Below are 26,524 nucleotides of genomic sequence, written 5' to 3'. Positions count from 1 at the left end.
CCATGGATCTCTTGGCCGTCCTGCCCTACAGCGACGGCCGACCTGCCCTCGAAACACGCGTCAACGCGGTGCGGTTCCTCCTGGAGTCGGGAGCCCGCCCCGAGGACGCCGAGGTGGCGGCCCAGCGGACGTGGCTACGGCCGGGGGACGGCCCGGCCTTGCACGCGCTGCTCCACTTCACCGGCTACTACGAGCGCGAGGTGCCCGGCGACATACTTCTCGAACTCGTCGACGAACTTCTCCGCCACGGTGTCCGCGACACCTCGTACCAGGGCAGCACCGCGCTGGAGTGCGCCGAGGCATGGGTGAAAGGCGGCCATGCCAACTACGAGCCGATGGTGCGACGGCTGCGGGATGCCTGATCAAAGATCGATGGGCAGCGTCCCAAAGGAGGCCGACGGCACCCACCGCTGACCGCCGTACTCGGAGAGGGCTTCCATCAGATCGGTCCGCTGTCGCTCCGTCATCGGGCCGAGGACACAGATGGGGATCCGCCCGCTCGGGCGCACTTTGACCGTGCCGGGCTCGGCATAGAGCCACCCCGCCGGCCGCATCATCGTCGGCCGCGTGGCACCGGACGCGAGGTCGATGTGAACTCCGGTGTACTGGTACGACGGTGAGCACTGGATCTCTTCGATGGCAACGCGCTGGATCCGGTCCCAGGCGAACTCGTGCCTTCCCGCGGCGCTGTGGGTCACGATGCCCTGGGGACCGACGTGCAGCCCCCATCCGCCTCTCTTTTTGCGCAGGAGCGCGTGTTGCACTTCCCAGAAGGTGTTCATGACCGCCCAGACGACCACGAGGGCCGCAGGAACCGCGACAAGGCCCCCCGATACGAAGAGAAGCACCCACGGGGTGAAATCGGCCTCAGGTCCCCTCTGAAAGTGCCCCGTACCCATCGGGAAGTAGATCATTCCTGTCGCCGCCATCGACAATCCCACGGCCCAGAACCAGGCACGGAAGACGCCCGGCCCGCGTGCGTAGGTGGACAGCGGCTCCTCGCCGGTCCAGGTCGCGTCGAACGGTCCGGCGGAGCTGGGCAGGCGCCGCGTCTGCACTGCCGTCTCCGCGGACGGCCGTGATGGCCGGGAGACGCGTTGCCCGAGCCGGGCCCGGGCAAGCGTTTCCGCCTGGGCGAGCACGGCCCTCATCGCCCCGGCCGTCCTGGCCAGCAGCACTTTACGAGCCTCGGCCGAACTGTCCGCAGGGCCGTACGCGAGCGCGGTCCGCAGGCGACTGAGGCGTTCGAGGACCTGCCGCGCCGACTCAGGACGTCGCTGCGGATCACGAGCCAGGAGTTCGGCGACCAGCGCCGTCAGCGCGGGCGGCAAGTCCGGGCGGAGTGAGGCGAGCGGGGGTGCGTCCTCGTCCAGTTTGCGGCGTACGAGCGCCAAGGCGTTGTGCCCGGTGAAGGGTGGCCGACCAGTGAGCAGGGCGAACAGCACCCCGCCGAAGGCGTAGAGGTCCGAACGCACGTCGCCGCGTTCGGTGAGGAACTGCTCCGGTGCGCCGTACTCGGGGGTGCCGGCAGGAGTCAGCTGGGAGGAACCCGCCACGGTGAACATGGTCTGGACGAACCCGGCGATACCGAAGTCGACCACCTTCACCTGGCCATCGGGGTTGATCATCACGTTGTGCGGCTTGATGTCGTAGTGGATGACACCGGCCTGATGCGCGGCGACGAGTGCCGCGCAGATCCCGTAGGCGATCTCCAGCGCGCGGGCGGCGGTCATCGGACTCTCGTCACGGATGTGCTGGGTGAGCGTGGCGCCCTCGACCTTCTCCATGATCAGGAACAGCGCGCCCTCGTGAACGCCACGGTCGTGAAGGGCGACCGCGTTGGGATGGTTGACCTGCGCGGCAGCCACGGCCTCCCGTTCGAACCGCAGGGCCAGCTCCGAGTCGGGCGCATCCTGGAGGACGAGCAGCTTGACCGCGACATCACGGCGCAGGCTCCGGTCTTTTCCGGCCCACACCTCGCCCATACCCCCACGGCCGAGCCGTTCGATCAGCTCGTACCTGCCTGCAATCAACTCCCCGCGTTCCAACGCCCACCCCCGTCGACTCGGGCATATCACAGCCAGGATAAGAACGATGCGGCGCAACGGCCCCCGCCAGCAGCGAGGGCCGTGCTCTGGTGCCGTTGACCGGATCAGGCAGTGGGGAACCCGCCACCCTTGACGGCCGAGACGAAGGACGACCAGGCTGCCACCGGAAAGACCAGTGCGGGGCCGTGCGGGTCCTTGCTGTCGCGGACGGGGACCCGGCCGGTGGACACGTAGGCGGGTGCCCACTCGACGCAATCACCGCCATCACCGTTGCTGTAGCTGGACTTGACCCACTCCGCGCGGGAGAGATCAGGGGTGCCACTCATGGCGTCAATGCCTCCATGACGGAACGGATGAATGCCGCCGTCTGGGTCGGCGACAAGGCGTATGCCCTGAGCAGATCGTACGACCGCATACGCCTCACCACCCTCTCCCTGTCCTCCAAGAGTTCACCCGTAGCGATGCTCTCCTCATAGGCGACGGTCGTACCGTCGTCCAGCGTCAGCAGATTCAGCGTGCCGCCCATCAGCGCATGCCCACCGTGCTCGAACGGCAGCAGCTGAATCACGCTGGTGGGAGTGTCCACCAGTTCTGCCAGGCGGGCCAGTTGGGCACGCATGACCACCGGCTCGCCGATCGGCCGCCGCACGGACGCCTCGTCCAAGACCACCGACAGATGAGGCGCTGGGGTGCCTCGCAACAGAGCCTGCCGACTCATGCGAGCCGCCACCTTCTCTTCTATTTCCTCTGCCGTCGCCTCGGGGTTGCTGACCCGGAACAGCTCCCGTGCGTAGTCCTCCGTCTGCAACAGACCGGGCACGAGCTGCCCGGCGTAGCAGGCGATGGCCTGCGCACGCGTCTCCAGCTCCATGCACCGCCGGTACTTGTCCGGGTGCACCTCGCGCCGGGCCAGCGCGTACAGCTTCACGAAGATCCCGTCCGTGCCGAACGCCGCGTCCAGCTGAGCGGGGAGTTCGGGAGGGATCATGTACTCCGCGAGCTCGATCCGACCCAGGTGACTGCGGCTCGAGTTCACCACTTCGGCGAGCTGGTCCAGGCTCATCCCCGCCGCTTCGCGGTGTCGGCGCAGCTCGGCGCCGAAGAGATGGCGAACGCTTCGTTCGGGTGTCAGTTCGCGTTTGCGCGCGGCCATGTACGCAACTCCTGCCTCCCAAGGTGCGGTCGGGAGTCCAACCACTGCCGAGCGTACGCACCGACAGCCACGCTTGCACTACAAACAGTGAACAAGGCCCGCTACACGCAGGACCCCCGCGACGCGACTTGGAGGGAGCGTCCGGGGGCGCAGCCACCAGCCGTAGCCATAGAGGAGCTGATGACGTGACCGACCCTAACCGGCGCACACGCGCGTGCGTGAGTGCCCTTTTCGCCTCCCGGATCCACGGCGCGGAGGCAGCCGGATGAACGCGACGACCGGCCTGCGCCTGCTGCCCTGGACCAGTCCGGACGGCAAGCCGTGCTACCTGGCGGCGGACCACGGCGACAGCCCCCTGAGCCGACGCGCCGACAAGATCGAAGCCCTCCAGCTATCCATGGGGACACAACTTCTCGGCCACGCCCGCGCGCTACTCGCCGACCGCAAGGCGGACGCCGGAGAACTCCGGTTCCTGGCGAACCGCCTGTGCGAGGCGCTGCGCGATGTGCTGCGCGTGGCGGAGAGCAGGGGCAGGCGCCTGCCCGCGCACGACGATGACGGCACCACCGCCGATCCGGACCGCGACCACCGCCAGGGCAAGAGTCACGAGCCGGGTCGGTGAACTCAGGGGACTCAGGGGACTCAGGCTCAATAGTGCTCGCCGCGCGAGGGGCGGGTCGGTAGGCCCAGGCCGGTGAGCCACAGCTCGCCGTTGTCGCCCGCGCTGATGCTGTGAGCACACAACTCGTCCGGGCAGGTGGCTTTGCGAGCACGGCACTCGGCGATGATGAGCTCGGCGATCAGCCGGGGCGCGTCAGGGTCGGTTTCCGGCAGCTTGGTACGCCACCACTGGTGCTCATCCAGGATCTGCCAGCCACGCTCGCGCATCTTCGCTTGTCGTTCCTCGGTCTGTTCGATGCCCCGGTCGTGGATGCACACGGCCAGTTCGCGCCCGTGGTCGGCGGGCGTGTACGACACGATCATGTCGCGGCGCCAGTCGCGGGAGGTCCACAGAGTGAAGGCGATCCAGTCCCCCGGGGCCTGGACGGGATACTGCTCCACCCACGCGGCGAGCATGAGCTCCAGGCCCGTGACCGCATGATCCCAGTCGTCGGCGACCTTCACCCCGTTGTACGTCCAGGACGTAGCGAATCCGGGACCTTTGCGGTCGAGCTGCCATGTGTAGGGCAGTGCGTCGAAGCGGTGTGGCTGACCGCTGCGCGCGGGGCGAGTGCGGTCAAAGGTCCACCATTCATCACGTTCGAACTCGTCGGCGTCGTGCACCGACAGCTCGGCGTGGGTGTGGTCTCCGGACAGCTGAAGGATCCGTTCACGGGTGCACCAGCGCACCCTCGGGCCTCCGACGGCGCCGCCGAGCAGGGTAGGCGCGCCGATACGCGCCACGATCGCCTCGTACACCGGGCGCAGCGCCTCGCGGCGGGCGAGGCGATCCGCTCCGGCGGGGTAGGCCAGGACGGGGACAGGCTCCGAGCCGACGCTGCCAGAGGGGGTGAAGAGGGCTTCCGCTATGTCCTCGGCCCGCGCCGCAGGATCACTAGTGTTGATCACCCGGGTCATCCTCGCAGTCTCGGCCTGGCCGGGTACACGTAGACCGCTCAGGTAGCCGCTCAGGTGGCCGCTCAGGTGATCGCCAGCACCACCGCGAGCAGCACGATCCCCGCCACCGCAGGCGCGATGACCTCGAACGCCCAGCGCACCTCCGGCTCGCCCTGTGCGCCCTCGCGCTCGGCGTTCGTCTCCGCGAGGCCGCGCAGCTCGTCGATGGAGCGGTCGGCCGTGGCGCGCTGCGCCTCGGCCGCGTCCGCCGAGACCTGGACGGACGTACGGCGGAAGGGGTCCTCGGTCGCCGCCTTCGCCTGCCGCCGGCCCGCCCGCTTGCGCTGCCGCAGCGACACCGGGATGGCCCACATCTGGTACTTCGCGCCGCCCGCGAGCACCTCGCTGGAGAAGCCCGCGCGCACCGCCTCCACCGAGCCCCAGGGCAGGGTGATCGTACGGAAGGGGTTGCGCACCCGCAGCCGGTCCCGGCCCGCGTACACCGCGGGCCGCACCGTGAACGCGATCACCAGCGGCACCGCGAACAACAGCCCGGCCAGCGCCACCCACGGCGTCCGCCCCTCGCCCCGGATCACCGCGTCGATCCCCAGCCAGGCGCCGATCGCGAGCAGCAGCACGCCGCCCGCGATGCCGCCCGGAGAGCGGTAGACGCGGTCCGCGTACTCGGTCCCCTGGTCGGTGGACCCCTGGCCGGGCTCGTGCGGGGCGGAGGAGTCGTGCGAGGAGTCGTCCGGGCTCGTCATACGGCCGATTCTGCCGCACCGGCGCGGCGGCCTGTATGCAGGGCCTCGGGCAGGCCTCGGGCGGGCCCCGGAACCCTCGGCGCGATCAAGACCCTCCTCGCGCCGGGCCCCCCTGACAGCCGTCCGGTCGAGTCACCATGCGCACCAGGTCCGCCCAGGTGGCCTGGAGGTCGTCGGCGGGAACTCCGCGCTCGCGGACCAGATAGTCCGCCGTCTCGAAGGCCGTGAAGGCGAGCAGGGCATGGGCGAGCACGTCATGGTCACAGTCGACTCCCGCTTCCCACAGGAGCACCGACACATGGCGGTGAAACGCGCGACCCGTATCGGAGGCGTTGCGGTTCCGGGGGCGAAGTTGCCGCGCCAAGGCGGCGCCCAGGTCCGTGCCATCGGCGATGCGGTCGATCAGGGCCCAGCCGAACGCCGTCAGCCGGTCCGCCGCCGGTGCGCCGGGGCCGAGGGGCGGGGGACCGGAGGTGCACACCTCACGGAAGCCGGCCTCGGCCTCGTCGAGGAGGGCGGCCAGGAGGCCGTCCCGGTCACCGAAACGGCGGAAGAGGGTGCCCTTTCCCACGCCGGCCCCCTTCGCGACCGCCTCCATCGTCACGTGCTCGGCGCCGCGCTCGGCGACCAGGCGACGGGCGGCCTCCAGCAGGAGGGCGCGGTTGCGGGCGGCGTCGGAACGCTCGGCGCCGACGGCGCCGACCGCGGCGCCGTCCGGTGCGTCCATCAGCCCTCTCCCGTCAGGCGTACGTACACGCTCCCGTCGTCGATGCGAACCGGATAGACGGGGACGGGGCGTGTCGCCGGGGGATCGAGGGGCCTGCCGGTGCGCAGGTCGAACCTGGAGGCGTGCAGCCAGCATTCGATGCTGAAGCCGTCCACCTCGCCTTCGGAGAGCGAGACGGCGCTGTGCGAGCACATGTCGTGGATGGCGAAGACCTGCTGCCCGGTGAGGACGAGGGTGACGGGAACGCCCTCCACCTCGAAGCGCCGGGGGACGTTCTCCTCCAGCACGTCGAGCGCGCAGAGGTAGGTGTGGCCGCTGTCGGGCATCGTTCTCCTCGAAGCATGCGGAGGGGGCGCGGTTTCGGGGGCAGCCGTGCTCGTCCCGAGCGACACGTGTGAGCTGCTTCGATGGCCGAGGCTAGCGGGATGGGACGGAGCCGGGATGCGACCCGGGTCCCGGTCCGCGTCGGCAGATCGAACTAGTACTCCGGCAGGACTCCGCCCTCCGTACCAGGCGGTTCGGCATCCGGGGGTGACATTCGGCTACGCGCGTAGATATGCTCCCCTGGTGACCATGCCCACCACAGTTCCCGCATACGGCGCGGAAGCGGCCGAGCGACTGGCGTCGATGGCGGACGTGACCGCCACCGACGGCGCGCTGCGCCGCTTTCTGCACGGCCTGCCGGGCGTCGACGCGGTCGGCCTCCAGGCCCGTGCCGCCGCGCTCGGCACCCGCTCGATCAAGACCACGGCGAAGGCGTACGCCATCGACCTGGCCATCTCCATGATCGACCTGACGACCCTGGAGGGCGCGGACACCCCGGGCAAGGTCCGGGCGCTGTGCGCCAAGGGGGTCAGCCCCGACCCGACCGACCGCACCGTCCCCAAGGTCGCGGCGATCTGCGTCTACTCCGACATGGTGGCCACCGCCAAGCAGGCCCTGGCCGAGGCGGGCGGGCCCGAGGTCCATGTGGCCTCCGTCGCGACCGCCTTCCCCTCCGGCCGGGCGGCGCTCGCCGTCAAGCTCGCCGACACCCGGGAGGCCGTGGCCGCCGGGGCCGACGAGATCGACATGGTGATCGACCGCGGCGCGTTCCTGTCCGGGCGCTACCTCCAGGTCTTCGAGGAGATCCGGCAGGTCAAGGAGGCGTGCCGACGCGAGGACGGCAGCGGCACCGCCGCCCACCTCAAGGTCATCTTCGAGACCGGTGAGCTCCAGACGTACGACAATGTGCGCCGCGCCTCCTGGCTGGCGATGCTCGCGGGCGCCGACTTCATCAAGACCTCCACCGGCAAGGTGGCGGTCAACGCGACGCCGCCCGTCACCCTCCTCATGCTGGAGGCGGTCCGCGACTTCCGCGACACCACCGGGGTGCAGGTCGGGGTGAAGCCCGCGGGCGGCATCCGCACCTCCAAGGACGCCATCAAATACCTGGTGCTGGTCAATGAGACGGTGGGCGCGGACTGGCTGACGGCCGACTGGTTCCGCTTCGGCGCCTCCAGCCTCCTCAACGACCTGCTGATGCAGCGCCAGAAGCTGAGCACCGGACGGTACTCCGGTCCCGACTATGTGACGGTGGACTGAAGCTGCCATGACGAACCCAGCCATGACGAACGCATTCGAGTACGCGCCCGCACCGGAGTCCCGCTCCGTCGTCGAGATCGCCCCGTCGTACGGGCTGTTCATCGACGGCGAGTTCGCCGAGGCCGCCGACGGCAAGGCCTTCAAGACTGTCTCCCCCGCCACCGAGGAGACCCTGTCCGAGGTCGCCCAGGCGGGCGCCGAGGACGTGGACCGCGCGGTCAAGGCGGCCCGCAAGGCCTTCGGGAAGTGGTCCGCGCTGTCCGGCGCCGAGCGCGCCAAGTACCTCTTCCGCATCGCCCGCATCGTCCAGGAGCGCTCGCGCGAGCTCGCGGTCCTGGAGTCGCTGGACAACGGCAAGCCGATCCGCGAGTCGCGCGATGTCGACCTTCCCCTGGTCGCCGCGCACTTCTTCTACTACGCGGGCTGGGCCGACAAGCTCGACTACGCGGGCTACGGGCCGAACCCGAAGCCGCTGGGCGTCGCGGGCCAGATCATCCCCTGGAACTTCCCGCTCCTGATGCTCGCGTGGAAGATCGCCCCCGCCCTCGCCGCGGGCAACACGGTCGTCCTCAAGCCCGCCGAGACCACCCCCCTGTCCGCCCTCTTCTTCGCGGACGTCTGCCGCCAGGCCGGGCTCCCCAAGGGCGTCGTCAACATCATCACCGGCGACGGCTCCACGGGCGCCGAGCTGGTGGCCCACCCCGGCATCGACAAGGTCGCGTTCACCGGCTCCACCGAGGTCGGCAAGGCGATCGCCCGCGGCGTCGCCGGTACGGACAAGAAGGTCACCCTCGAACTGGGCGGCAAGGCGGCCAACATCGTCTTCGACGACGCGCCGATCGACCAGGCCGTCGAGGGCATCGTGGGCGGCATCTTCTTCAACCAGGGCCACGTCTGCTGCGCGGGCTCCCGCCTCCTCGTCCAGGAGTCCATCCAGGACGAGCTGCTGGACGCGCTCAAGCGCCGGATGCGCACGCTCCGGGTCGGCGACCCGCTGGACAAGAACACCGACATCGGCGCGATCAACTCGGCCGAGCAGCTGGCCCGGATCCGTACCCTCGCGGACGCGGGCGAGGCGGAGGGCGCCGAGCGCTGGGCCCCGGAGTGCGCCCTGCCCTCCTCCGGCTACTGGTTCGCGCCCACCCTGTTCACCGGCGTCACCCAGGCCCACCGCATCGCGCGCGAGGAGATCTTCGGCCCGGTGCTCTCCGTCCTGACCTTCCGCACCCCGGAGGAGGCGGTCGCGAAGGCGAACAACACCCCGTACGGCCTGTCCGCCGGGATCTGGACCGAGAAGGGCTCGCGCATCCTGTGGATGGCGAGCAAGCTCCGCGCGGGCGTGGTGTGGTCCAACACCTTCAACAAGTTCGACCCGGCCTCTCCGTTCGGCGGCTACAAGGAGTCCGGTTACGGCCGCGAGGGCGGCCGCCACGGCCTGGAGGCGTACCTCGATGTCTGAGAAGTCCGATAAGCACGACGAGCGCCTGGGCGTTCTCAAGACCTACAAGCTGTTCGTCGGGGGCAAGTTCCCCCGGTCCGAGAGCGGGCGGGTGTACGAGGTGACCGACCCTAGGAACAGGTGGCTCGCCAACGCGCCGCTCTCCTCCCGCAAGGACGCCCGCGACGCGGTCGTCGCCGCCCGCAAGGCGTTCGGCGGCTGGTCGGGGGCCACGGCCTACAACCGCGGCCAGATCCTCTACCGCGTCGCCGAGATGCTGGAGGGCCGCCGCGAGCAGTTCGCGCGGGAGGTCGCCGACGCGGAGGGGCTCGGCAAGTCCAAGGCCGCCGCCGTCGTGGACGCTGCGGTCGACCGCTGGGTCTGGTACGCGGGCTGGTCCGACAAGGTCGCCCAGATCGCCGGGGCCGCCAACCCGGTCGCGGGCCCGTACTTCAACCTCTCCACGCCCGAGCCGACCGGTGTGGTGGCCGTGCTGGCGCCGCAGGAGTCGTCGTTCCTCGGGCTGGTCTCCGTGATCGCCCCGGCGATCGTCACCGGCAACACGGCCGTGGTCGTGGCGAGCGAGCGGGCCCCGCTCCCGGCGCTCTCCCTCGGCGAGGTCCTGGCCACCTCCGACCTCCCGGGCGGCGTGGTCAACGTCCTCTCCGGCCGCACCGCCGAGATCGCCACCCCGCTCGCCGCCCACCAGGACGTCAACGCGATCGACCTCGCGGGAGCGGACGCGGAGTTGGCCCGCGCGCTGGAGGAGGCGGCCGCGGACAACCTCAAGCGCGTCGTCCGTCCACAGCCTGTGGACTGGTCGGCCGACCCGGGCACGGCCCGGCTGCTGTCCTTCCTGGAGACGAAGACGGTGTGGCACCCGATGGGCGTGTAGCGCGCCCGGGGGAACGCCGCGCGACCGCCGGGGGAACACCACACGACCTGAGGGGTCCCCCCGGCGGCGCCATGCCTCACACTGGTGTCCCGTGACCGTTCCTCCCATAACCGCCCGCGTCGTCCTGCTGTCCGGGCCCTCCGGCTCCGGAAAGTCGTCCCTGGCGGTCCGCACCGGGCTGCCCGTGCTCAATCTGGACGACTTCTACAAGGAGGGCGACGACCCCTCGCTGCCACAGCTCCCGGGCGGGGCGGGCGCCGACTGGGACTCACCTCTGTCATGGGACGCGGACGCGGCGGTCGCGGCGATCGAGGAGCTGTGCCGTACGTCCCGTACGACGGTGCCGGTGTACGACATCGCCACCAGCGCCATCGTCGGCGCCGAGCCGCTGGGCATCGGCCGCACCCCGCTGTTCGTCGCCGAGGGGATCTTCGCCGCCGACATCATCGAGCGCTGCCGCGCGCTCGGCGTCCTCGCCGACGCCCTCTGCCTGCGCGGCCGCCCCTCCACCACCTTCCGCCGCCGCCTGGTGCGCGATCTGCGGGAGGGGCGCAAGTCGGTGCCCTATCTGCTGCGGCGGGGCTGGCGGCTGATGCGCTCGGAGCGCGGGATCGTGGCGCGGCAGGCGGCGCTGGGGGCCTACCCGTGCGGGAAGGACGGGGCCATGGGCCGGATCGCGGCCGCCGCGGCCGCCGGCCGGGCCCGCCCCGGCACGAGGGCCGCGGAGGCGGCGCCGAGCGGCGCCGCGCCTCAGTCCGCCTGAGGCAGCCGAACCCCCGACAGTCGGACAGCGGAAAGCGGGCCCGGACAGACCCCCCGGCCGTCCGGACCCGCTCGTTTCCCCCGTGATCCCCCGTGATCCCCCGTACTTCCCCCGTTTCCCCCGTGCTACCGGCGCTCCCCCGAACGCCGGCCCCCGTGGTCCCCCCGCGGTTCCCCCGTGTCCCCCACCCTCATCCCTCAGGCGACAAGCTCCCCGAAGGACTCCTCCTCGTCCCGGCCGAAGCTGAGGCACTCGTCCTCACGCAGCCGGCGCAGCGAGCGCCAGATGCTGCTTTTGACCGTTCCGACACTGATGTTGAGTATGTCCGCGATCTCCGGGTCTGTCCGACCCTCGTAGTAGCGCAGCACCAGCATCGTGCGCTGGAGCTCGGGCAGCCGGGCCAGGGCCTGCCACAGCACGGCGCGCAGCTCGGTGCCGCGCATCGCGTCGTGGTCGCCCACCGTCTCCGGCAGCTCCTCCGTCGGGTACTCGTTGAGCTTGCGCCGACGCCAGGCGCTGATGTGCAGATTGGTCATGGTGCGGCGGAGATAGCCGCCGACCGCTGCCTTGTCACTGATCCGGTCCCAGGCCCGGTAGGTCGAGAACAGCGCGCTCTGGAGCAGGTCCTCGGCCTCGAACCGGTCGCCGGTCAGGTGGTAGGCGGTGGCGTACAGGGAGGCGCGGCGTTCCTGGACGTAGGCGGTGAACTCCGCCTCCGACGCATCGCGCCGCTCCCCCGATTCCTCCCTGTACGAGCTTCCCCCGTTCCCCCCGCGTCCCCCGTTGTCCCCCGTGTACGCGTCAATAGCCACCATGTAAGGAGGCCGCTGACGCCCGGTGCCGCGAGCGCACCCCCGCCCGCTCACGGCACCGGACTTCTCGTTGCTCCGGCCGGCGTCGTGGAGGCGCGTGCGAATGACTGCGCTGGCGTTGTTGAAGTGCAGTGTGTTCATCTCGCGCCCCCCGTCGGCAGAGCTTGCTCGGTTCTCGCTTCCCGGGCCGTCGTTCCTCCCGGTGCCCAAAAGATTGCCGGGCCAGTTTCATGGCCCTGTCTGCCGACTGTCACAGGCTCGTCACAGGGGTAGGGGGTGAATGAACCTCCTGGCCGCCTGACGGTCGAACTACAGGCCCCTTGTAGGCCAGAATGACCAACGTGCCTTTCCTTCTGCTGATCGAGGACGACGACGCCATCCGCACGGCCCTCGAACTCTCCCTGTCCCGCCAGGGCCACCGCGTGGCGACGGCGGCGACCGGCGAGGACGGCCTGAAACTGCTGCGTGAGCAGCGGCCGGATCTGATCGTGCTGGATGTGATGCTGCCCGGCATCGACGGCTTCGAGGTGTGCCGCCGCATCCGGCGCACCGACCAGCTGCCGATCATCCTGCTGACCGCGCGGAGCGATGACATCGACGTCGTGGTCGGGCTGGAGTCGGGTGCGGACGACTATGTGGTCAAGCCCGTGCAGGGGCGGGTGCTCGACGCCCGTATCCGCGCGGTGCTGCGCCGCGGCGAGCGGGAGGCCAATGACTCGGCGTCGTTCGGCAGCCTGGTCATCGACCGTGCGGCCATGACCGTGACCAAGAACGGCGAGGACCTCCAGCTCACCCCCACTGAGCTGCGGCTGCTGCTGGAGCTGAGCCGCAGACCCGGGCAGGCGCTGTCGCGGCAGCAGCTGCTGCGGCTGGTGTGGGAGCACGACTATCTCGGTGACTCCCGGCTGGTGGACGCGTGCGTACAGCGACTGCGCGCGAAGGTGGAGGACGTGCCGTCGTCCCCGACGCTGATCCGTACGGTGCGCGGCGTCGGATACCGGCTGGACGCGCCGCAGTGAGCGAGAAGCCCGGCCGGGCCCGCGGCTGGGCCGCGTGGTTCCTGCACTGGCTCAGTCTGAGGCTGCGGCTGATGCTGGTGTTCGGTCTGGTGGCGCTGGCGGCCGCGGTGTCCGCGTCGGCGATCGCGTACTGGCTGAACCGCGACGCGGTGCTCACGCGCACCCAGGACGCCGCGCTCGACGACTTCCGCAAGTCTCTGAAGGAGGCCACCGACCCGCTGCCCTCCGTGCCGACCTGTCCCGAATTGCAGGACGCGGCGGCTCGGATGGCGGACAACACCCAGAAGTACGAGGTGGTGCTGGTCGCCCCGACCGAGGGCGGCGGCCCGTGCCCCGCGGCCTCCGCGGACGAACTGTTCACGCTGAAGACCGTGCCGGAGGCGCTGCGGAGCGCGGTGGACAGGAAACGCGCCGTCGCGGGCTCCAATACCTCCCCGTACCACCTCTACTGGCAGCGGATCACGGTGAAGGGCACCCCGTATCTGGTCGCCGGCGCGCGGGTGAACGGCGGCGGGCCGACCGGCTACATGCTCAAGTCCCTGGAGACCGAGCGCCAGGACCTCAACTCCCTGGCCTGGTCCCTGGGCATCGCCACCGCCCTGGCGCTGATCGGCTCCGCGCTGCTCGCGCAGGCCGCCGCGGCCACGGTGCTGCGGCCGGTGCAGCGGCTCGGGGAGGCCGCGCACCGGCTGGGCGAGGGGCACCTGGACACCCGCCTCGAGGTCTCCGGCACCGATGAGCTCGCCAATCTCTCCCGTACGTTCAACCGGGCCGCGGAGCGGCTGGAGAAGCGGGTGGAGGAGCTGAGCGCGCGGGAGGCGGCCAGCCGCCGCTTCGTCGCGGACATGTCTCACGAACTGCGCACCCCGCTCACCGCGATCACGGCGGTGACCGAGGTGCTGGAGGAGGAGACCGACGCGCTCGACCCGATGATCGCCCCGGCGGTGCAGCTGGTGGTGAGCGAGACGCGGCGGCTGAACGACCTGGTGGAGAACCTGATGGAGGTGACCCGCTTCGACGCGGGCACGGCACGGCTGGTCCTCGACGATGTCGATGTCGCGGACCAGGTGACGGCGTGCATCGACGCCCGCGCCTGGCTGGACGCGGTCGAGCTGGACGCGGAGCGCGGCATCGTGGCCCGGCTCGACCCGCGGCGGCTGGACGTCATCCTCGCCAACCTGATCGGAAACGCGCTCAAGCACGGCGGCTCACCGGTCCGGGTCTCGGTGCGGCCCGTGGACGACGAGCTGCTGATCCAGGTCCGGGACCACGGCCCGGGCATCCCCGAGGATGTGCTGCCGCATGTCTTCGACCGCTTCTACAAGGCCAGCGCCTCCCGGCCCCGGTCGGAGGGCAGCGGCCTCGGCCTGTCCATCGCGCTGGAGAACGCCCATATCCACGGCGGCGAGATCACCGCGGACAACTTCCCCGACGGCGGCGCCGTCTTCACGCTGCGCCTGCCCATGGACGCGTCACGGCTCAACGAGCCGGACCAGGACAGTGGCCAGGACAACACCGATGGTCAGGACGGCCCGGACGAGGGGGGTAAGCGATGAGGCGGCGGGCGGCGGGCGCCCTGCTCGGGGCGATGGCGCTGCTGACCGCGGGATGCGGCATCCGCGGTACGTCGGTGCCGGTGGACGCGGGCCCCGCCCCGTCGCGCGCGTCGTGCCAGGCGCCCGAGCCGGGGCGGTCGGCCGAGGGGGAGGGCTGGGTCTCCGTGCGGATCTATCTGCTGTGCACCTCGCGGATCCTCTCCGTGAGCCGCACCACACAGCTGACGGACGAGAAGACACCCCCGAAGCCGCTGGAGATCGCCCAGGCGCTGCTGGAGCAGTTGCGGGAGCCGCCGACGGCGGCCGAGGAGGGGGCGGGGTTCTCCACCGCGGTGGAGGACTGGGTAAAGATCTCCGGCCCGGCCAAGGGCGACCCGGACGACGCGCTGCGGCTGAACCGGCTGCCGGAGGAGCTCCAGTCCTACGCGCTCGCGCAGATCGTCTGCACCCTTGCGGAGACCTCGGCGGCGGATTCCGCACACCGGGTGGTGCTCGGCGGCCCGGACGCCGAACGGGATCCGCTCAAGCGGTACGAGTGCACGGAGGAAATGCGCCGGCACCCCGAGATCGCGGTGAATTCCGGAGTGCTCGTCTCCTGATCCCGCTTGTCCGGGCTCTCGGCCGACTCACCGGTAACCCGTTTCTCACCAGCGCGCCTCCTGCGGAACCGGGACCCCCGCAAGAGGCGTCCTTAAGAAGCGTGCAGGGTCATGGTTCCGGCCGCCGCAGGGCCGCCTTCCGCTTCCGCGCCGCGGGCTTCGTGCTTCTGGTCGCACACCTCTCGTACGTGGGCTGGCTGACCCTGCGCCCGCTCACCGCGCCCTGGGTGACCGCCGTGTCCCTGGAACCGCTGGCCACCATCCGCGCCGATCTGGCGCTCGGCCCCTGGGAGGCCACCCGCAGCATCGGCGGCGCGCTGCTGCTGCTCGCGCCGCTGGGGGTGCTGCTGCCGCTGGCGGGGGGCCGGGTGACGGTCTACCCGCTCGCCTCGTTCGTCCGGACGGTCTTCGCCGGCGCCATGCTCTCCCTGACGATCGCGCTCGTGCACAGCGAGCTGACCGGCCAGATCATGAACGTCGACACGGTGCTGCTCAACACGGCGGGCGTCGCGCTCGCGCATCTCGCGGTGGTCCCCCCGGTACGGGCATGGCTGCGCCGGCGGGCGGACCGGAAGCAGGCCGCACACCCCCGGCGCCAGGGCCGGGAAGGGGAGCGCGAGGAGGGCGTCCAGGCCGTGGCCTCGACCATCGCCGGCGTCGGGATCGCCCCGTAGCAGTACTTGCGCACACGCCGGGGCCCGCACGCCCGGTCCGGGTGTGCGGGCCCCAGTGCCCGACAGTGCGCGGGTCAGCCCAGCAGGCCGCCCGCCAGACCGCCGGCACTCAGGCCCTGGAGGGGGAGGCCGCCCAGCAGGCCCTTGTTGGGGCCGGGCTGGCCCGGCCGCGGGGCCGCCTGCGGGGCCGCCTGCGGCGCCTGTCCCGGCGACGCCGGTCCCTGCCCGGCGACCGCCTTCGTCTGCCCGGCTGCCCCGCCGGGGGCCGCGGGGCCGACCGGGGCGTTGCCCGCCGCGGCCGCGGTGCCGCCTCCGGCAATGACGGCGACCGCACCGAGGGCAATGGCGCCGAGGGTCTTGATGGTTCCCTGCTTCATCAGAAATCTGTCCTTGAGACGGGGGCTTGACCGGTACGGCAACGTAGCGATTGTTTTCCGCTGCCCGCAAACCCGAAAAAGCCTCCGCCGCCCGCCTTACCGGCCGTTTATCCCGGCCCGTACGATTACCTGCCGCCGAGGCCAGATCCCCTGGTCACTGGTGATGCCGAGGCCATCTGACGGAACAGCCACTCGGACTTCAATTCGGCATATCCGGGCTTGATCACGTCATTGATCATCGCCAGACGTTCACCAAAAGGAATGAAGGCGGATTTCATTGCATTGACCGTAAACCATTGCATGTCGTCGAGCGTGTAGTGGAACGTCGAAACGAGGTGCTCGAATTCCGCACTCATGCTCGTTCCGCCCATCAGACGATTATCCGTATTAACGGTCGCCCGGAATTGCAGCCGGCGCAGCAGCCCGATGGGGTGCTCGGCGTACGAGCGGGCCGCGCCCGTCTGGAGGTTCGAGGTCGGGCACAGCTCCAGCGGGATGCGCTTGTCCCGGACGTACGAGGCGAGCCGGCCGAGGGTCACGCTCCCGTCGTCGGCGACCTGGATGTCGTCGATGATGCGGACGCCGTGGCCGAGCCGGTCCGCGCCGCACCACTGGAGCGCCTGCCAGATGGAGGGCAGCCCGAAGGCTTCGCCCGCGTGGATCGTGAAGTGGTTGTTCTCCCGCTTCAGATACTCGAAGGCGTCGAGGTGGCGGGTGGGCGGGAAGCCCGCCTCGGCGCCCGCGATGTCGAAGCCGACGACGCCGCGGTCGCGGTAGGCGTTGGCGAGTTCGGCGATCTCCAGCGCGCGGGCGGCGTGGCGCATCGCGGTGAGCAGGGCGCCGACGCGGATCCGGTGGCCCTTCTCCCCGGCCCGCCGCTCCCCCTCGCGGAACCCCTCGTTGACCGCCTCGACCACCTGCTCCAGCGTCAGCCCCCGGGTCAGGTGCTGCTCGGGGGCGTAGCGCACCTCGGCGTAGACGACCCCGTCCGCGGCCAGGTCCTCGGCGCACTCGGCGGCGACGCGGAACAGCGCGTCGCGGGACTGCATGACGGCGCAGGTGTGCGCGAAGGTCTCCAGGTAGCGCTCGAGCGAACCGGAGTCGGCGGCCTCCCGGAACCAGCGGCCCAGCCCGTCCGGATCGGTCTCCGGCAGCGCGTCATAGCCCGCGTCGCGGGCGAGTTCGACGACGGTGGCGGGGCGCAGCCCGCCGTCCAGGTGATCGTGGAGCAACACCTTCGGGGCACGGCGGATCTGCTCGGGGGTGGGGCGGTCGTTGTACTCGCTCGTCATCTGCGCACCATACACCTACGCGCGTAGACAGCCCTCGATAGATATGCAACAGTGACCCGCACGAGTGGTGGAGTACACCGCTCCTTCTGCGATCGTGTCGCCATGGCTCAGCAAGCGTTGCCCGAGCGGGGCGCCCGGCTGGGGCGGCCGAGAGGCGCGGCCGCCGCCGAAAAGACCGTGCACGGTGTGGTGTTGCTGCTCCCCGGCGGGCCGGAGACCGGCACCGGGCGGCCGTCCCGGCTGTCGGTGGCGTCGGTGCTCCCCCTGGCCCGGCGGCTGGTCCGGGCGGGCCGCGCCGAGGGGCTGACCGCCCATGTCGTCCACTACCGCCATCGCGGATGGAACGGCGAGGCGGCCCATCCCGCCGCGGACGCCGCGTGGGCGGTGGACGAGGTGGTGCGGCGCTACGGCGATGTGCCGGTGTGCCTCGTCGGCCACGGCCTGGGCGCCCGCGCCGCGCTGCGGGCCGCCGGACACGAGGCCGTCGTCTCGGTGGTGGCGCTGGCCCCCTGGCTGCCCGAACCCGAGTCCGGGCTCGATCCCGAACCGGTGAAACAGCTCGTCGGTCGGCAGGTGCTCATCGCCCACGGGACGAACGACCAGCGGACCGACCCCGAGCTGTCGTACCGGCTCGCGGAGCGGGCCAAGAAGGCCAACCGGGACGTGTGCCGCTTCGAGGTCCACACGGACGGGCACGGCCTGCACCACCACCGCTCCGAAGTGCAGGCGCTGACCGCCGACTTCCTGCTCGGCTCCCTGTTCACCCACGGCTACTCGCGCCCGGTCGCGGACGCGCTCGCGGCCCCGCCGCCGCTGGGGCTGCGCATGCCGCTGGCGGCGGGGTTCGGCTCCTCGCTGCCGCGCTGAGCCGCACTCCGCGTCGTCACCTGGGCAGCAGCTGCCCGCGGCGGCTCAGCAGGAAGCGTTTGAAGGCCGCGACCGGGGCGGTGTCCGGGTGGCCGTCGAGCCAGGCGACGCCGATCTCGCGGACCGCCCGCGGGGCCGTCACCGTCAGCTCCGCGACGCCGGGGCGCGGCACCGCAGGGGGCGGCAGCAGCGCCACGCCGAACCCCGCGGCCACCAGGCCGCGCAGCGTCTCGGCCTCCTCCCCCTCGAAGGCGATCTTCGGCTTGAAGCCCGCCTCGGCGCACAGCGCGTCGGTGATGCGCCGCAGCCCGTAGCCCGGTTCGAGGGTGACGAAGAGCTCCGCGGCGGCCTCGGCGAGCCTGACCCGCTTACGGCCGGCGAGCCAGTGGTCGTCGGGGACCACCAGGCGCAGCCGCTGCTCGTCGAGGCGGCGCGCGACCAGGTCGGGGGCGTCGGGGATGGGCGAGGTGAGGCAGAGGTCCAGGTCGCCCGTGCGCATCCGCTCGATCATCGCCTCGCCGTAGTTCTGGACGAGTTGGAAGCGCACGCGCGGGTGGTCGACCCGGAAGGCCCGGATCAGACCGGGTACCGTCTCCGGGCCGAGGGTGTGCAGAAACCCGAAGGCGATCTTTCCGGAGGCCGGGTCGGCGTCGGCGCGTACGGACTCGGCGGCGCGCTCGACCTCGGCCAGCGCCCGTTCCACGGCGCGCAGGAACGTACGGCCGGCGGGGGTGAGCGCGACGGTGCGGCCGCGGCGGGCGAACAGCGCGACGCCCAGGTCCTCTTCGAGACGTACCATCGCCCGGCTGAGGGTCGACTGGGGCACGCCGAGCCACTGCGCGGCGCGGGTGACGTGCTCGTGCCGGGCCACCGCCGCGAACTGCACGAGGCGGGGGGTGAGGGACGCGGCCCAGGAGTCGGCCTCGAACTCGGCTGTCACGGGAATGTCTTTTTCGTTGCTGGCGCGTGACAGTGATCTCGCTGACCTCGGCTGATGCGGCACAGCATCGATTATGGCAATTCCGTGCATTGGACGCATCAAAGAGGGGCACATACGGTCGAGTCATGTCTCCTGCTGATACCGAGGCGTCCACCGGAACCCCGATGGACGCCTGCGCCAACACGACCGCTACTCGGGCGAACCCGGACCGAATGAGCCCCGGAGACCCCGGCTTCGGCCGGATGAGGCTCGCTCTCTTCGCCGCCGGTCTCGCGACGTTCGCCCTTCTCTTCTCCACCCAGGCACTGCTCCCCGCGATCTCCGCCGACCTCCATGTCCAGCCGGACCAGGCGAGCTGGACCGTCTCCGCCGCCACCCTCGCGCTGGCCCTGGCGGTGCTCCCGCTCAGCGCCCTGTCCGAGCGCTTCGGCCGCCGCGCGATGATGACCGGCTCGCTCGCCGTCGCCGTCGCGGTCGGGCTCGCGGTGCCCTTCGCCCCGGACCTGGGCTGGCTGATCGCACTGCGCGCCGTCCAGGGCGCCGCGATCGCCGGCATCCCCGCCTCCGCGATGGCCTACCTCTCGGAGGAGGTCCGCCCCGCCTCCCTCATCGGCACCATCGGGCTGTTCGTGGCGGGCAACAGCTTCGGCGGCATGACCGGCCGGCTGCTCACCGGCTGGGTCGCGGACGGCTGGGGCTGGCGCGTGTCGCTGGCCACGGTCGGCGTCCTGTCGCTGGTCTGCGCGATCGCCTTCCGGCTGCTGCTCCCCAAGGCGCGCCACTTCACCCCGGCCGCGGTCAGCCCGCGCGCCCTGGCCCGTACGGTCGGCGGGCACCTGTCCGATCCGCTGCTGCGCAGGCTGTACGCGATCGGCGCGCTGTTCATGACCGTCTTCGGCGGCGTCTACACGGTCATCGGCTACCGCCTGGTCGCCGAGCCCTTCAACCTCTCGCAGTCCCTGGTCGGTTCGATCTTCCTGATCTACCTGGTCGGTACGGCCTCCTCCGCGGCGGCCGGAAAGCTGGTCGGCCGGCTGGGCCGACGCGGCGCGCTGTACGTGGCGGTCACCACCACGACGGCCGGGCTGCTGCTGAGCCTCGGCGACTCGCTCGCCGCGGTGCTGCTGGGCCTGGTGCTGATCACCGCGGGCTTCTTCGCGGGGCACGCCGTGGCCTCCTCCTCGGTCAGCCGGGCCGCCAAGACCGGGCGCGCCCAGGCCTCGGCGCTCTACCAGACCGCGTACTACATCGGCAGCAGCGTGGGCGGCACCCTCGGTGCGCTCGCCTTCCACGCGTCCGGCTGGACCGGCACGGTCGTGCTCGGCCTGGTGGCCGTGGGCGGCGCGGCGGCCATCACGCTCTACGCGACCCGCAAGGCGCTGGCCGAGCGGCGCGCGGAGATCGTGGCACGCTCGACGCGGCAGCCCGAGCGCACATCGTCCAACGAGACCACCCAGGGCCTGCGCCGACTGGCCGCGCAGGCGTAACAACCGACACCGCAGAACAACCACAGAGCCCGAAGGGGCCGCTCCGCCACTGTCCCGGCGGAGCGGCCCCTTCGCCCATCCGTCTCTGTTTACCGCGCGATGCGGTCCAGGACGATCGGCTCGGGCGTGAACTCCGTACCCGGCGGGGCGTAGCCCACCGCCCCCGCCAGCGCCTCGAGCGCGTAGTCGAACTTCTCCGGCGTGTCCGTGTGCAGCGTCAGCAGCGGCTCGCCCGCCCGTACCGCGTCACCCGGCTTGACGTGGATCTCCACGCCGGCCCCGGCCTGCACCGGGTCCTCCTTGCGGGCCCGGCCCGCGCCAAGCCGCCAGGCGGCGACGCCGACCGCGTAGGCGTCCAGGCCGGTCAGCACGCCGGTCGACTCGGCCGTCACGACATGCCGTTCGCGGGCGACCGGCAGCGGCGCGTCCGGGTCGCCGCCCTGCGCGGCGATCATGCGGCGCCAGTGGTCCATCGCGGAGCCGTCCGCGAGCGCCTTGGCCGGGTCGGCGTCCGGCAGCCCCGCCGCGTCCAGCATCTCCCGGGCGAGGGCGAGGGTGAGCTCGACCACGTCGGCCGGGCCGCCGCCCGCCAGGACCTCCACGGACTCGCGGACCTCAAGCGCGTTGCCCGCGGTGCGGCCGAGCGGGGTGGCCATGCCGGTGAGCAGGGCGACCGTACGGACCCCGTGGTCGGTGCCCAGGCCCACCATGGTGGCGGCCAGCTCCCGCGCCGAGGCCAGGTCCTTCATGAAGGCGCCGGAGCCGACCTTCACATCCAGCACCAGCGAGCCGGTGCCCTCGGCGATCTTCTTCGACATGATGCTGCTCGCGATGAGCGGGATCGACTCCACCGTCCCGGTCACATCGCGCAGCGCGTACAGCTTCCGGTCCGCGGGGGCCAGCCCCTCCCCCGCCGCGCAGATGACGGAGCCGACGTCCTCGAGCACCCGCAGCATTTCCTCATTGGAGAGCTGCGCCCGCCAGCCGGGGATGGACTCCAGCTTGTCGAGCGTGCCGCCGGTGTGGCCGAGGCCGCGCCCGGACAGCTGCGGTACGGCCGCGCCGCAGGCGGCCACCAGCGGGGCCAGCGGCAGCGTGATCTTGTCGCCCACGCCGCCGGTGGAGTGCTTGTCGGCGGTCGGGCGCGCAAGGGACGAGAAGTCCATACGCTCGCCGGACGCGATCATCGCGGCGGTCCAGCGGGCGATCTCCGCGCGGTCCATGCCGTTGAGGTAGATCGCCATCGCGAGCGCGGACATCTGCTCGTGGGCGACCTCACCGCGCGTATAGGCGTCGATGATCCAGTCGATCTGGGCGTCGGTGAGACGGCCGCCGTCGCGTTTGGCGCGGATGACGGTGATGGCGTCCATGGTGGGGTGCGGGCCTTTCATCGGGGAGAGCGGGGAGAGCTCGCTCAGCGTTCCAGGTCGTTGCGACCGAACGCGTCCGGAAGGAGCTCGGCGAGCGGGCGGATGCCCGAGGCGGTGTCCACCTGGAGCTCCGGGCCGCCGTGTTCCCACAGCAGCTGGCGGCAGCGGCCGCAGGGCATCAGCACCGCGCCGGCGTGGTCACAGCAGGTGAACGCGGTCAGCCGGCCCCCGCCGGAGGCGAACAGCGCGGAGATCAGGCCGCATTCGGCACAGAGCGCGACACCGTACGCCGCGTTCTCCACATTGCAGCCGGTCACCGTGCGGCCGTCGTCGACGAGCGCGGCGGCGCCCACGGGATAGCGGGAGTACGGGGCGTAGGCCCGGGACATGACGCCCCGGGCCTGCGCGCGCAGCGCTTCCCAGTCGACCGGCGCGTTCGCGGTCGGGGTCGCCGCCGTGGTCATCATCCGCCTCCCTTGTGGTAGGGGAGCCCCACCGCCTTGGGTGCGCGCAGCCGCTGGGCGGACAGCGCCAGCACCAGCAGCGTGGCGATGTACGGCGCCGCGGTCACAAACTGGCTCGGCACCTCATCGGTCAGCGAATACCAGACCAGCAGCACCGCCGAGGACGCCGCGCCGATGGCCGCTGCCAGGTACTTCTTCCGGTACAGCTGCCACAGGACGACCAGCACCAGCACGATCACCAGGAGCAGCAGCAGCGCGTGCACATTGGTGCCGCCGGAGCGCAGGTTGAGGCTGTCGGTGTAGCCGAACAGGCCCGCGCCCATGGCGAGACCGCCGGGCATCCAGTTACCGAAGATCATCGCGGCCAGGCCGATGTAGCCGCGGTTTCCGGTCTGGCCCTCCTGGTAGATGTTGGAGGCCACCTCGGCCAGGAAGACGCCGCCGAGCCCGGCGAACCCGCCGGAGATGATCACGGCCAGGTACTTGTACCGGTAGACATTGACGCCCAGGGACTCCGCCGCCACCGGGTTCTCGCCGCAGGACCGCAGCCGCAGGCCGAACGAGGTGCGCCACAGCGCCCACCAGGTGAGCGGCACCAGCAGCAGCGCCACGACGGTCAGCAGCGACAGCTCCGTCACCACACCGCCGATGAACCCCGCGACATCGGAGACGAGGAACCAGTGTTTGCCGTTGAGGGTCTTCATCGCGTCCGACAGCCCTGGCACGGTGATCTGGGTGATCGGGTCGATGGGCGGCGACTTGCGGGCGGACCCCGAGCTCTCCAGGAAGGTGAAGTTGGAGAGATAGCGGGTGGCGCCGACGGCGAGGATGTTGATCGCCACACCGGACACGATGTGGTTGACGCCGAACGTCACCGTGATGATGGCGTGCAGCAGCCCGCCGAGCGCACCGCCGACGATGCCGAACAGCACGCCGGTCCACGGCCCCCACTGATACCCGGCCCAGGCGCCCAGCCAGGTGCCGAGGATCATCATGCCCTCGAGGCCGATGTTGACCACGCCCGCCCGCTCGGCCCACAGGCCGCCGAGCCCGGCCAGCCCGATCGGGATGGCCAGCTCCAGCGCGCCCGCGACCTGGCCCACCGAGGTGATGTCGTCGGCGCCGGTGATCATCCGGACCACCGAGGTCAGGACCAGGGCGCCCGCGACGATCAGCAGGATCACGGGCAGGGACAGCTTCCGGCGCACCGGCTTCCGCGACTGCGGCTTGTCCAACACGGGGGTGGTGCTCACGCCGGCACCTCCTCACGGGTCGTCGTCGTGCGGGCCGCGGCGGCGAGTTCCTCGCCGACCCTCCGCTGCTGGCGGCGCAGGCCGTACCGGCGAACGGTTTCGTAGGAGACGACCACGGAGATCACGATCAGGCCCTGCATGATCGTGGCGATCTCCTTCTCGTAGCCGTTGTAGTCCAGCGTCTGGGACGCCTTGTCGAGGAACGCGATGAGCAGCGCGCCGAAGGCGATCCCGACCGGGTTGTTGCGGCCGAGGAGGGCGATGGTGATGCCCGTGAAGCCGATGCCGGTCTGGAAGTTCAGGCTGTACGTGTGCGAGTCGCCGAGCAGCACCGGCATGCCCGCCAGGCCCGCCACCGCGCCGGAGATCAGCATGCTGGTGAGCACCATGCGCTTGGCGTCGACGCCGCTGGCGGCCGCCGCGCTCTCGCTGGCGCCGGTGGCGCGCAGGTCGAAGCCGAAGCGGGTGCGGCCCAGCACCAGCCAGTACGCCACGCCGCAGCCGATCGCGACGAACACGAAGCCGTAGATGTCACCGGCCACGTCGCTGACGTGGAGGCCCGGGAACCAGGAGGACTCGGGCAGGTCGCCGGTGGTGAGGTTGTTGCTGCCCTTGGGCTGCACACCGAACTGCTCGGGCAGGATGAGATACGCGATCAGGCTGGTGGCGATCGCGTTGAGCATGATCGTGGAGACGACCTCGCTCACGCCGCGGGTGGTCTTGAGGATGCCCGCGATGCCCGCCCAGAAGGCGCCCACCAGCATGGCGACGATCACGATCAGCGCGATGCTCAGCGGGCCGGGGAGATCGACATTGGCGCCGACCAGGGCCGCGGCCATCGCCGCGAGCCGGTACTGGCCGTCCACGCCGATGTTGAACAGATTCATCCGGAAGCCGACCGCCACCGCGAGGGCCGCCAGATAGTAGGAGCTCGCCTGGTTGACGATGAGCACCTGGATATCGGCGTTGGACGCGTAGTCCAGCATCAGCTGGTACGGCTCGAACGGGCTCTTGCCCGAGATGAGCAGCACCCCGGAGGTCAGCAGCACCGCCACCACCAGGGCCAGCACCGGGCCGGCCGCGGCCAGCAGCAGCCGGTCACGGCTGAACCTCTTGCCCGCGGAACCGCCGGAACCGCCGGACTTGGCGGACTCGGCGGGCTTGGCGGACTCGGCGGAGTTGGCGGGGCTGCCGCTCGTCGGCTTCTCCTCGTTGGTCTTCGTCATCGCGCCGCCCCCTCCTCGGCGGGGTGCTCCAGATGGCCCGTGGCCGCGCCGGTCATGGCCGAGCCCAACTCCTCGGGGGTGATGGTCGCCGGGTCCGCGTCCGCGACCAGCCGGCCGCGGTAGATGACCCGCAGGGTGTCGGACAGGCCGATCAGCTCGTCCAGGTCCGCGGAGATCAGCAGTACGGCCAGGCCCTCCCGGCGCGCCTCGCGGATCTGGTCCCAGATCTGCGCCTGCGCGCCGACGTCCACGCCGCGGGTGGGATGCGCGGCGATGAGCAGCCGCGGACGGTGGCTCATCTCCCGCCCCACGATGAGCTTCTGCTGGTTGCCGCCGGACAGCGAGGCCGCGGTGACCTCGATGCCGGGGGTGCGCACGTCGTACTCGGCCACGATCCGCTCGGTGTCCGTCCGCGCGCCCTTGAGGTCGAGCCAGAAGCCCTTGCCCTTGCTGTTGGGGCGCTCGGTGACATGCCCGAGGATGCGGTTCTCCCACAGCGGCGCGTCGAGCAGCAGGCCGTGGCGGTGCCGGTCCTCGGGGATGTAGCCGACGCCGCCCTCGCGGCGGCGGCGGGTGGGCCAGTCGGTGATGGTTTCGTCGCCGAGGAGGATGGTGCCGCTGTCGGTCCTGCGGATGCCGACCAGGGCCTCGATCAGCTCGGTCTGGCCGTTGCCCTCGACCCCGGCCAGGCCCAGCACCTCGCCCTTGCGGATGGTGAAGGTGATGTCGTCCAGCACGGTGCGGGCGCCGTGCTCGGCGTCCTGCGCGGTCAGGGTCACCCCTTCGACCTGGAGCATCGGCACATCCGTGACGGTGGACTCGCGCGTCTCGGGCGAGGGCAGTTCGCTGCCGACCATCAGCTCGGCGAGCTGCCGGGCGGTGACCTCGGAGGGGACGACGGAGCCGACCGTGGTGCCGCGCCGGATGACGGTGATGTCGTCCGCGACGGAGAGCACCTCGCCCAGCTTGTGCGAGATGAAGATGACGGTGAGTCCCTCGGCCTTGAGCTCGCGGAGGTTGTCGAAGAGCGCGTCGACCTCCTGCGGGACCAGCACGGCGGTCGGCTCGTCCAGGATCAGCGTCCGCGCGCCCCGGTAGAGGACCTTCAGGATCTCCACGCGCTGGCGGTCGGCGACGCCCAGGTCCTCGACGAGGACGTCGGGGCGCACCCCGAGGGCGTACGCGTCCGAGATCTCCTTGATCTTCGCACGGGCCTTGGAGCCGATGCCGTACAGCTTCTCGGCGCCGAGCACCACGTTCTCGAGGACGGTGAGGTTGTCGGCGAGCATGAAGTGCTGGTGCACCATGCCCAGGCCGCGGGCGATGGCGTCGGCGGGGCTGTGGAAGGAGACCTCTTCGCCATCGACCGCGATGGTCCCCTCGTCCGGCTTGTGCATGCCGTAGAGGGTCTTCATCAGGGTGGACTTGCCCGCGCCGTTCTCACCGACGATCGCGTGCACGGTGCCCTTGCGGACGGCGATGTGGATGTCGTGGTTGGCGACGACGCCGGGGAAACGTTTGGTGATCCCGCTGAGTTCTACGGCGGGCGGACTGCTGGACGCGTTGATGGCGCACTCTCCTCGAAGAAGGAGTCTCGGCGGTACCTGGTGGAATCACGGGGCCGCAACGGGCCGCCGCACAGCGAGCGGGACCTGAGGT

Annotated in this window: 28 protein-coding genes; 12 read left to right on the top strand and 16 right to left on the bottom strand. The window is 71.1% G+C overall.

From position 1 onward, the window contains the following. The first annotated feature begins 2 nt into the window (after window positions 1-2). Window positions 3-362 (top strand): hypothetical protein, encoded by a 360-nt coding sequence (locus ACZ4WQ_RS39705; protein ID WP_385340876.1) that lies wholly within the window; start codon window positions 3-5, stop codon window positions 360-362. On the opposite strand, the gene ACZ4WQ_RS39700 is transcribed toward ACZ4WQ_RS39705, so the two are convergent. The 3 genes from ACZ4WQ_RS39700 to ACZ4WQ_RS39690 all read right to left on the bottom strand — a co-directional run bounded on the left by ACZ4WQ_RS39700 (window position 363) and on the right by ACZ4WQ_RS39690 (window position 3,201). Continuing rightward, on the bottom strand, window positions 363-2,033 hold the full coding sequence (locus ACZ4WQ_RS39700; protein WP_385340878.1) for a serine/threonine-protein kinase: 1,671 nt from the start codon (window positions 2,031-2,033) through the stop codon (window positions 363-365). A 119-nt stretch (window positions 2,034-2,152) separates the two neighbouring features. Next, entirely contained in the window at window positions 2,153-2,374 is a 222-nt protein-coding gene (locus ACZ4WQ_RS39695; RefSeq protein WP_385340880.1) for a DUF397 domain-containing protein, read from the bottom strand. Beyond that, window positions 2,371-3,201, bottom strand: a complete 831-nt coding sequence (locus tag ACZ4WQ_RS39690; protein WP_468022788.1) for a helix-turn-helix domain-containing protein — start codon at window positions 3,199-3,201, stop codon at window positions 2,371-2,373. Before ACZ4WQ_RS39690 ends, ACZ4WQ_RS39695 begins: the two co-directional genes overlap by 4 nt. 265 nt (window positions 3,202-3,466) lie before the next feature. On the opposite strand from ACZ4WQ_RS39690, the gene ACZ4WQ_RS39685 reads away from it, so the two are divergent. Next, window positions 3,467-3,823 carry a hypothetical protein gene (locus ACZ4WQ_RS39685; RefSeq protein ID WP_385340884.1) on the top strand — a complete coding sequence of 119 codons (357 nt, stop codon included), beginning with the start codon at window positions 3,467-3,469 and terminating at the stop codon, window positions 3,821-3,823. A 26-nt stretch (window positions 3,824-3,849) separates the two neighbouring features. Here the strand turns inward: ACZ4WQ_RS39685 and ACZ4WQ_RS39680 are convergent, their stop codons facing one another. The 4 genes from ACZ4WQ_RS39680 to ACZ4WQ_RS39665 form a co-directional block, all read right to left on the bottom strand. Continuing rightward, entirely contained in the window at window positions 3,850-4,779 is a 930-nt protein-coding gene (locus ACZ4WQ_RS39680) for a hypothetical protein (RefSeq protein WP_398374545.1), read from the bottom strand. Window positions 4,780-4,841: 62 nt separating this feature from the next. Beyond that, window positions 4,842-5,522, bottom strand: a complete 681-nt coding sequence (locus tag ACZ4WQ_RS39675) for a PH domain-containing protein (protein ID WP_398374547.1) — start codon at window positions 5,520-5,522, stop codon at window positions 4,842-4,844. 85 nt (window positions 5,523-5,607) lie between these two features. Beyond that, window positions 5,608-6,249: a TetR/AcrR family transcriptional regulator gene (locus ACZ4WQ_RS39670; protein ID WP_398374549.1), complete on the bottom strand. Its 642-nt coding sequence runs from the start codon at window positions 6,247-6,249 to the stop codon at window positions 5,608-5,610. Then, window positions 6,249-6,575: a non-heme iron oxygenase ferredoxin subunit gene (locus tag ACZ4WQ_RS39665; RefSeq protein ID WP_358848406.1), complete on the bottom strand. Its 327-nt coding sequence runs from the start codon at window positions 6,573-6,575 to the stop codon at window positions 6,249-6,251. Before ACZ4WQ_RS39665 ends, ACZ4WQ_RS39670 begins: the two co-directional genes overlap by 1 nt. A gap of 247 nt (window positions 6,576-6,822) precedes the next feature. Here ACZ4WQ_RS39665 and deoC point away from each other — a divergent pair, with 247 nt between their 5' ends. From deoC to ACZ4WQ_RS39645, 4 genes are all read left to right on the top strand, one after another. Further along, a complete protein-coding gene (gene deoC, locus ACZ4WQ_RS39660) occupies window positions 6,823-7,833 on the top strand; it encodes a deoxyribose-phosphate aldolase (RefSeq protein ID WP_361183835.1) in 1,011 nt (336 codons plus the stop codon). A 22-nt stretch (window positions 7,834-7,855) separates the two neighbouring features. Beyond that, a complete protein-coding gene (locus ACZ4WQ_RS39655; RefSeq protein WP_398374551.1) occupies window positions 7,856-9,292 on the top strand; it encodes an aldehyde dehydrogenase family protein in 1,437 nt (478 codons plus the stop codon). Beyond that, window positions 9,285-10,166 (top strand): aldehyde dehydrogenase family protein, encoded by an 882-nt coding sequence (locus ACZ4WQ_RS39650; RefSeq protein WP_398374552.1) that lies wholly within the window; start codon window positions 9,285-9,287, stop codon window positions 10,164-10,166. The genes ACZ4WQ_RS39655 and ACZ4WQ_RS39650 overlap by 8 nt, the downstream gene beginning before the upstream one ends. 91 nt (window positions 10,167-10,257) lie before the next feature. Continuing rightward, a complete protein-coding gene (locus ACZ4WQ_RS39645) occupies window positions 10,258-10,929 on the top strand; it encodes an ATP-binding protein (protein ID WP_311724212.1) in 672 nt (223 codons plus the stop codon). Between the two features lie 197 nt (window positions 10,930-11,126). Here the strand turns inward: ACZ4WQ_RS39645 and ACZ4WQ_RS39640 are convergent, their stop codons facing one another. Beyond that, window positions 11,127-11,882, bottom strand: a complete 756-nt coding sequence (locus tag ACZ4WQ_RS39640; RefSeq protein ID WP_311724213.1) for a SigE family RNA polymerase sigma factor — start codon at window positions 11,880-11,882, stop codon at window positions 11,127-11,129. A 200-nt stretch (window positions 11,883-12,082) separates the two neighbouring features. Between ACZ4WQ_RS39640 and afsQ1 the strand changes: the two genes are divergently transcribed. The 4 genes from afsQ1 (at window position 12,083) to ACZ4WQ_RS39620 (ending at window position 15,589) form a co-directional block, all read left to right on the top strand. After that, window positions 12,083-12,760, top strand: coding sequence for a two-component system response regulator AfsQ1 (afsQ1, locus tag ACZ4WQ_RS39635; RefSeq protein ID WP_311724214.1), 678 nt, complete (start codon window positions 12,083-12,085; stop codon window positions 12,758-12,760). Window positions 12,761-12,831: 71 nt separating this feature from the next. Beyond that, on the top strand, window positions 12,832-14,316 hold the full coding sequence (locus ACZ4WQ_RS39630; RefSeq protein ID WP_311724618.1) for a HAMP domain-containing sensor histidine kinase: 1,485 nt from the start codon (window positions 12,832-12,834) through the stop codon (window positions 14,314-14,316). Then, entirely contained in the window at window positions 14,313-14,915 is a 603-nt protein-coding gene (locus ACZ4WQ_RS39625) for a hypothetical protein (RefSeq protein WP_398374554.1), read from the top strand. Before ACZ4WQ_RS39630 ends, ACZ4WQ_RS39625 begins: the two co-directional genes overlap by 4 nt. A gap of 101 nt (window positions 14,916-15,016) precedes the next feature. After that, window positions 15,017-15,589: a VanZ family protein gene (locus tag ACZ4WQ_RS39620; RefSeq protein WP_311724216.1), complete on the top strand. Its 573-nt coding sequence runs from the start codon at window positions 15,017-15,019 to the stop codon at window positions 15,587-15,589. 74 nt (window positions 15,590-15,663) lie between these two features. On the opposite strand, the gene ACZ4WQ_RS39615 is transcribed toward ACZ4WQ_RS39620, so the two are convergent. Continuing rightward, entirely contained in the window at window positions 15,664-15,966 is a 303-nt protein-coding gene (locus ACZ4WQ_RS39615; RefSeq protein ID WP_311724217.1) for an ATP-binding protein, read from the bottom strand. A gap of 125 nt (window positions 15,967-16,091) precedes the next feature. Then, window positions 16,092-17,258 carry an adenosine deaminase gene (locus ACZ4WQ_RS39610; protein ID WP_311724218.1) on the bottom strand — a complete coding sequence of 389 codons (1,167 nt, stop codon included), beginning with the start codon at window positions 17,256-17,258 and terminating at the stop codon, window positions 16,092-16,094. A gap of 102 nt (window positions 17,259-17,360) precedes the next feature. On the opposite strand from ACZ4WQ_RS39610, the gene ACZ4WQ_RS39605 reads away from it, so the two are divergent. Beyond that, a complete protein-coding gene (locus tag ACZ4WQ_RS39605; RefSeq protein ID WP_361183857.1) occupies window positions 17,361-18,125 on the top strand; it encodes an alpha/beta hydrolase in 765 nt (254 codons plus the stop codon). A gap of 16 nt (window positions 18,126-18,141) precedes the next feature. Here the strand turns inward: ACZ4WQ_RS39605 and ACZ4WQ_RS39600 are convergent, their stop codons facing one another. Beyond that, window positions 18,142-19,155: a LysR family transcriptional regulator gene (locus ACZ4WQ_RS39600; RefSeq protein WP_311724220.1), complete on the bottom strand. Its 1,014-nt coding sequence runs from the start codon at window positions 19,153-19,155 to the stop codon at window positions 18,142-18,144. 74 nt (window positions 19,156-19,229) lie between these two features. Between ACZ4WQ_RS39600 and ACZ4WQ_RS39595 the strand changes: the two genes are divergently transcribed. Then, a complete protein-coding gene (locus tag ACZ4WQ_RS39595) occupies window positions 19,230-20,552 on the top strand; it encodes an MFS transporter (RefSeq protein ID WP_398374880.1) in 1,323 nt (440 codons plus the stop codon). An 89-nt stretch (window positions 20,553-20,641) separates the two neighbouring features. Here the strand turns inward: ACZ4WQ_RS39595 and ACZ4WQ_RS39590 are convergent, their stop codons facing one another. From ACZ4WQ_RS39590 to ACZ4WQ_RS39570, 5 genes are read right to left on the bottom strand one after another with little or no spacing between them, the layout of a single operon-like run. Beyond that, a complete protein-coding gene (locus ACZ4WQ_RS39590) occupies window positions 20,642-21,922 on the bottom strand; it encodes a thymidine phosphorylase (protein WP_361184196.1) in 1,281 nt (426 codons plus the stop codon). 44 nt (window positions 21,923-21,966) lie between these two features. Further along, window positions 21,967-22,386: a cytidine deaminase gene (locus ACZ4WQ_RS39585; protein WP_311724221.1), complete on the bottom strand. Its 420-nt coding sequence runs from the start codon at window positions 22,384-22,386 to the stop codon at window positions 21,967-21,969. Beyond that, window positions 22,386-23,639 (bottom strand): ABC transporter permease, encoded by a 1,254-nt coding sequence (locus tag ACZ4WQ_RS39580; protein ID WP_398374557.1) that lies wholly within the window; start codon window positions 23,637-23,639, stop codon window positions 22,386-22,388. Before ACZ4WQ_RS39580 ends, ACZ4WQ_RS39585 begins: the two co-directional genes overlap by 1 nt. Then, window positions 23,636-24,865 (bottom strand): ABC transporter permease, encoded by a 1,230-nt coding sequence (locus tag ACZ4WQ_RS39575; protein ID WP_361183863.1) that lies wholly within the window; start codon window positions 24,863-24,865, stop codon window positions 23,636-23,638. The genes ACZ4WQ_RS39580 and ACZ4WQ_RS39575 overlap by 4 nt, the downstream gene beginning before the upstream one ends. Then, a complete protein-coding gene (locus tag ACZ4WQ_RS39570) occupies window positions 24,862-26,433 on the bottom strand; it encodes an ABC transporter ATP-binding protein (protein ID WP_361184199.1) in 1,572 nt (523 codons plus the stop codon). Before ACZ4WQ_RS39570 ends, ACZ4WQ_RS39575 begins: the two co-directional genes overlap by 4 nt. Window positions 26,434-26,524 lie beyond the last annotated feature (91 nt).

The sequence above is a fragment of the Streptomyces sp. NPDC028305 genome, from assembly GCF_055569495.1.
This window is presented reverse-complemented; position numbering and strand designations above follow the sequence as displayed.

Excerpts from the sequence above, each read along its gene's own strand:
- ACZ4WQ_RS39630 (WP_311724618.1), top strand. The coding sequence starts at position 12,832 with ATGCTGGTGTTCGGTCTGGTGGCGCTGGCGGCCGCGGTGTCCGCGTCG.
- ACZ4WQ_RS39595 (WP_398374880.1), top strand. The coding sequence starts at position 19,230 with ATGGACGCCTGCGCCAACACGACCGCTACTCGGGCGAACCCGGACCGA.
- ACZ4WQ_RS39640 (WP_311724213.1), bottom strand. The coding sequence starts at position 11,882 with ATGAACACACTGCACTTCAACAACGCCAGCGCAGTCATTCGCACGCGC.
- ACZ4WQ_RS39695 (WP_385340880.1), bottom strand. The coding sequence starts at position 2,374 with ATGAGTGGCACCCCTGATCTCTCCCGCGCGGAGTGGGTCAAGTCCAGC.
- ACZ4WQ_RS39680 (WP_398374545.1), bottom strand. The coding sequence starts at position 4,779 with ATGACCCGGGTGATCAACACTAGTGATCCTGCGGCGCGGGCCGAGGAC.
- ACZ4WQ_RS39655 (WP_398374551.1), top strand. The coding sequence starts at position 7,856 with ATGACGAACGCATTCGAGTACGCGCCCGCACCGGAGTCCCGCTCCGTC.
- ACZ4WQ_RS39705 (WP_385340876.1), top strand. The coding sequence starts at position 3 with ATGGATCTCTTGGCCGTCCTGCCCTACAGCGACGGCCGACCTGCCCTC.
- ACZ4WQ_RS39585 (WP_311724221.1), bottom strand. The coding sequence starts at position 22,386 with ATGACCACGGCGGCGACCCCGACCGCGAACGCGCCGGTCGACTGGGAA.
- ACZ4WQ_RS39600 (WP_311724220.1), bottom strand. The coding sequence starts at position 19,155 with ATGCACGGAATTGCCATAATCGATGCTGTGCCGCATCAGCCGAGGTCA.
- ACZ4WQ_RS39605 (WP_361183857.1), top strand. The coding sequence starts at position 17,361 with ATGGCTCAGCAAGCGTTGCCCGAGCGGGGCGCCCGGCTGGGGCGGCCG.
- ACZ4WQ_RS39665 (WP_358848406.1), bottom strand. The coding sequence starts at position 6,575 with ATGCCCGACAGCGGCCACACCTACCTCTGCGCGCTCGACGTGCTGGAG.
- ACZ4WQ_RS39625 (WP_398374554.1), top strand. The coding sequence starts at position 14,313 with ATGAGGCGGCGGGCGGCGGGCGCCCTGCTCGGGGCGATGGCGCTGCTG.
- ACZ4WQ_RS39670 (WP_398374549.1), bottom strand. The coding sequence starts at position 6,249 with ATGGACGCACCGGACGGCGCCGCGGTCGGCGCCGTCGGCGCCGAGCGT.
- ACZ4WQ_RS39590 (WP_361184196.1), bottom strand. The coding sequence starts at position 21,922 with ATGGACGCCATCACCGTCATCCGCGCCAAACGCGACGGCGGCCGTCTC.
- ACZ4WQ_RS39650 (WP_398374552.1), top strand. The coding sequence starts at position 9,285 with ATGTCTGAGAAGTCCGATAAGCACGACGAGCGCCTGGGCGTTCTCAAG.
- ACZ4WQ_RS39675 (WP_398374547.1), bottom strand. The coding sequence starts at position 5,522 with ATGACGAGCCCGGACGACTCCTCGCACGACTCCTCCGCCCCGCACGAG.
- ACZ4WQ_RS39690 (WP_468022788.1), bottom strand. The coding sequence starts at position 3,201 with ATGGCCGCGCGCAAACGCGAACTGACACCCGAACGAAGCGTTCGCCAT.
- ACZ4WQ_RS39685 (WP_385340884.1), top strand. The coding sequence starts at position 3,467 with ATGAACGCGACGACCGGCCTGCGCCTGCTGCCCTGGACCAGTCCGGAC.
- ACZ4WQ_RS39615 (WP_311724217.1), bottom strand. The coding sequence starts at position 15,966 with ATGAAGCAGGGAACCATCAAGACCCTCGGCGCCATTGCCCTCGGTGCG.
- ACZ4WQ_RS39610 (WP_311724218.1), bottom strand. The coding sequence starts at position 17,258 with ATGACGAGCGAGTACAACGACCGCCCCACCCCCGAGCAGATCCGCCGT.
- ACZ4WQ_RS39575 (WP_361183863.1), bottom strand. The coding sequence starts at position 24,865 with ATGACGAAGACCAACGAGGAGAAGCCGACGAGCGGCAGCCCCGCCAAC.
- deoC (WP_361183835.1), top strand. The coding sequence starts at position 6,823 with ATGCCCACCACAGTTCCCGCATACGGCGCGGAAGCGGCCGAGCGACTG.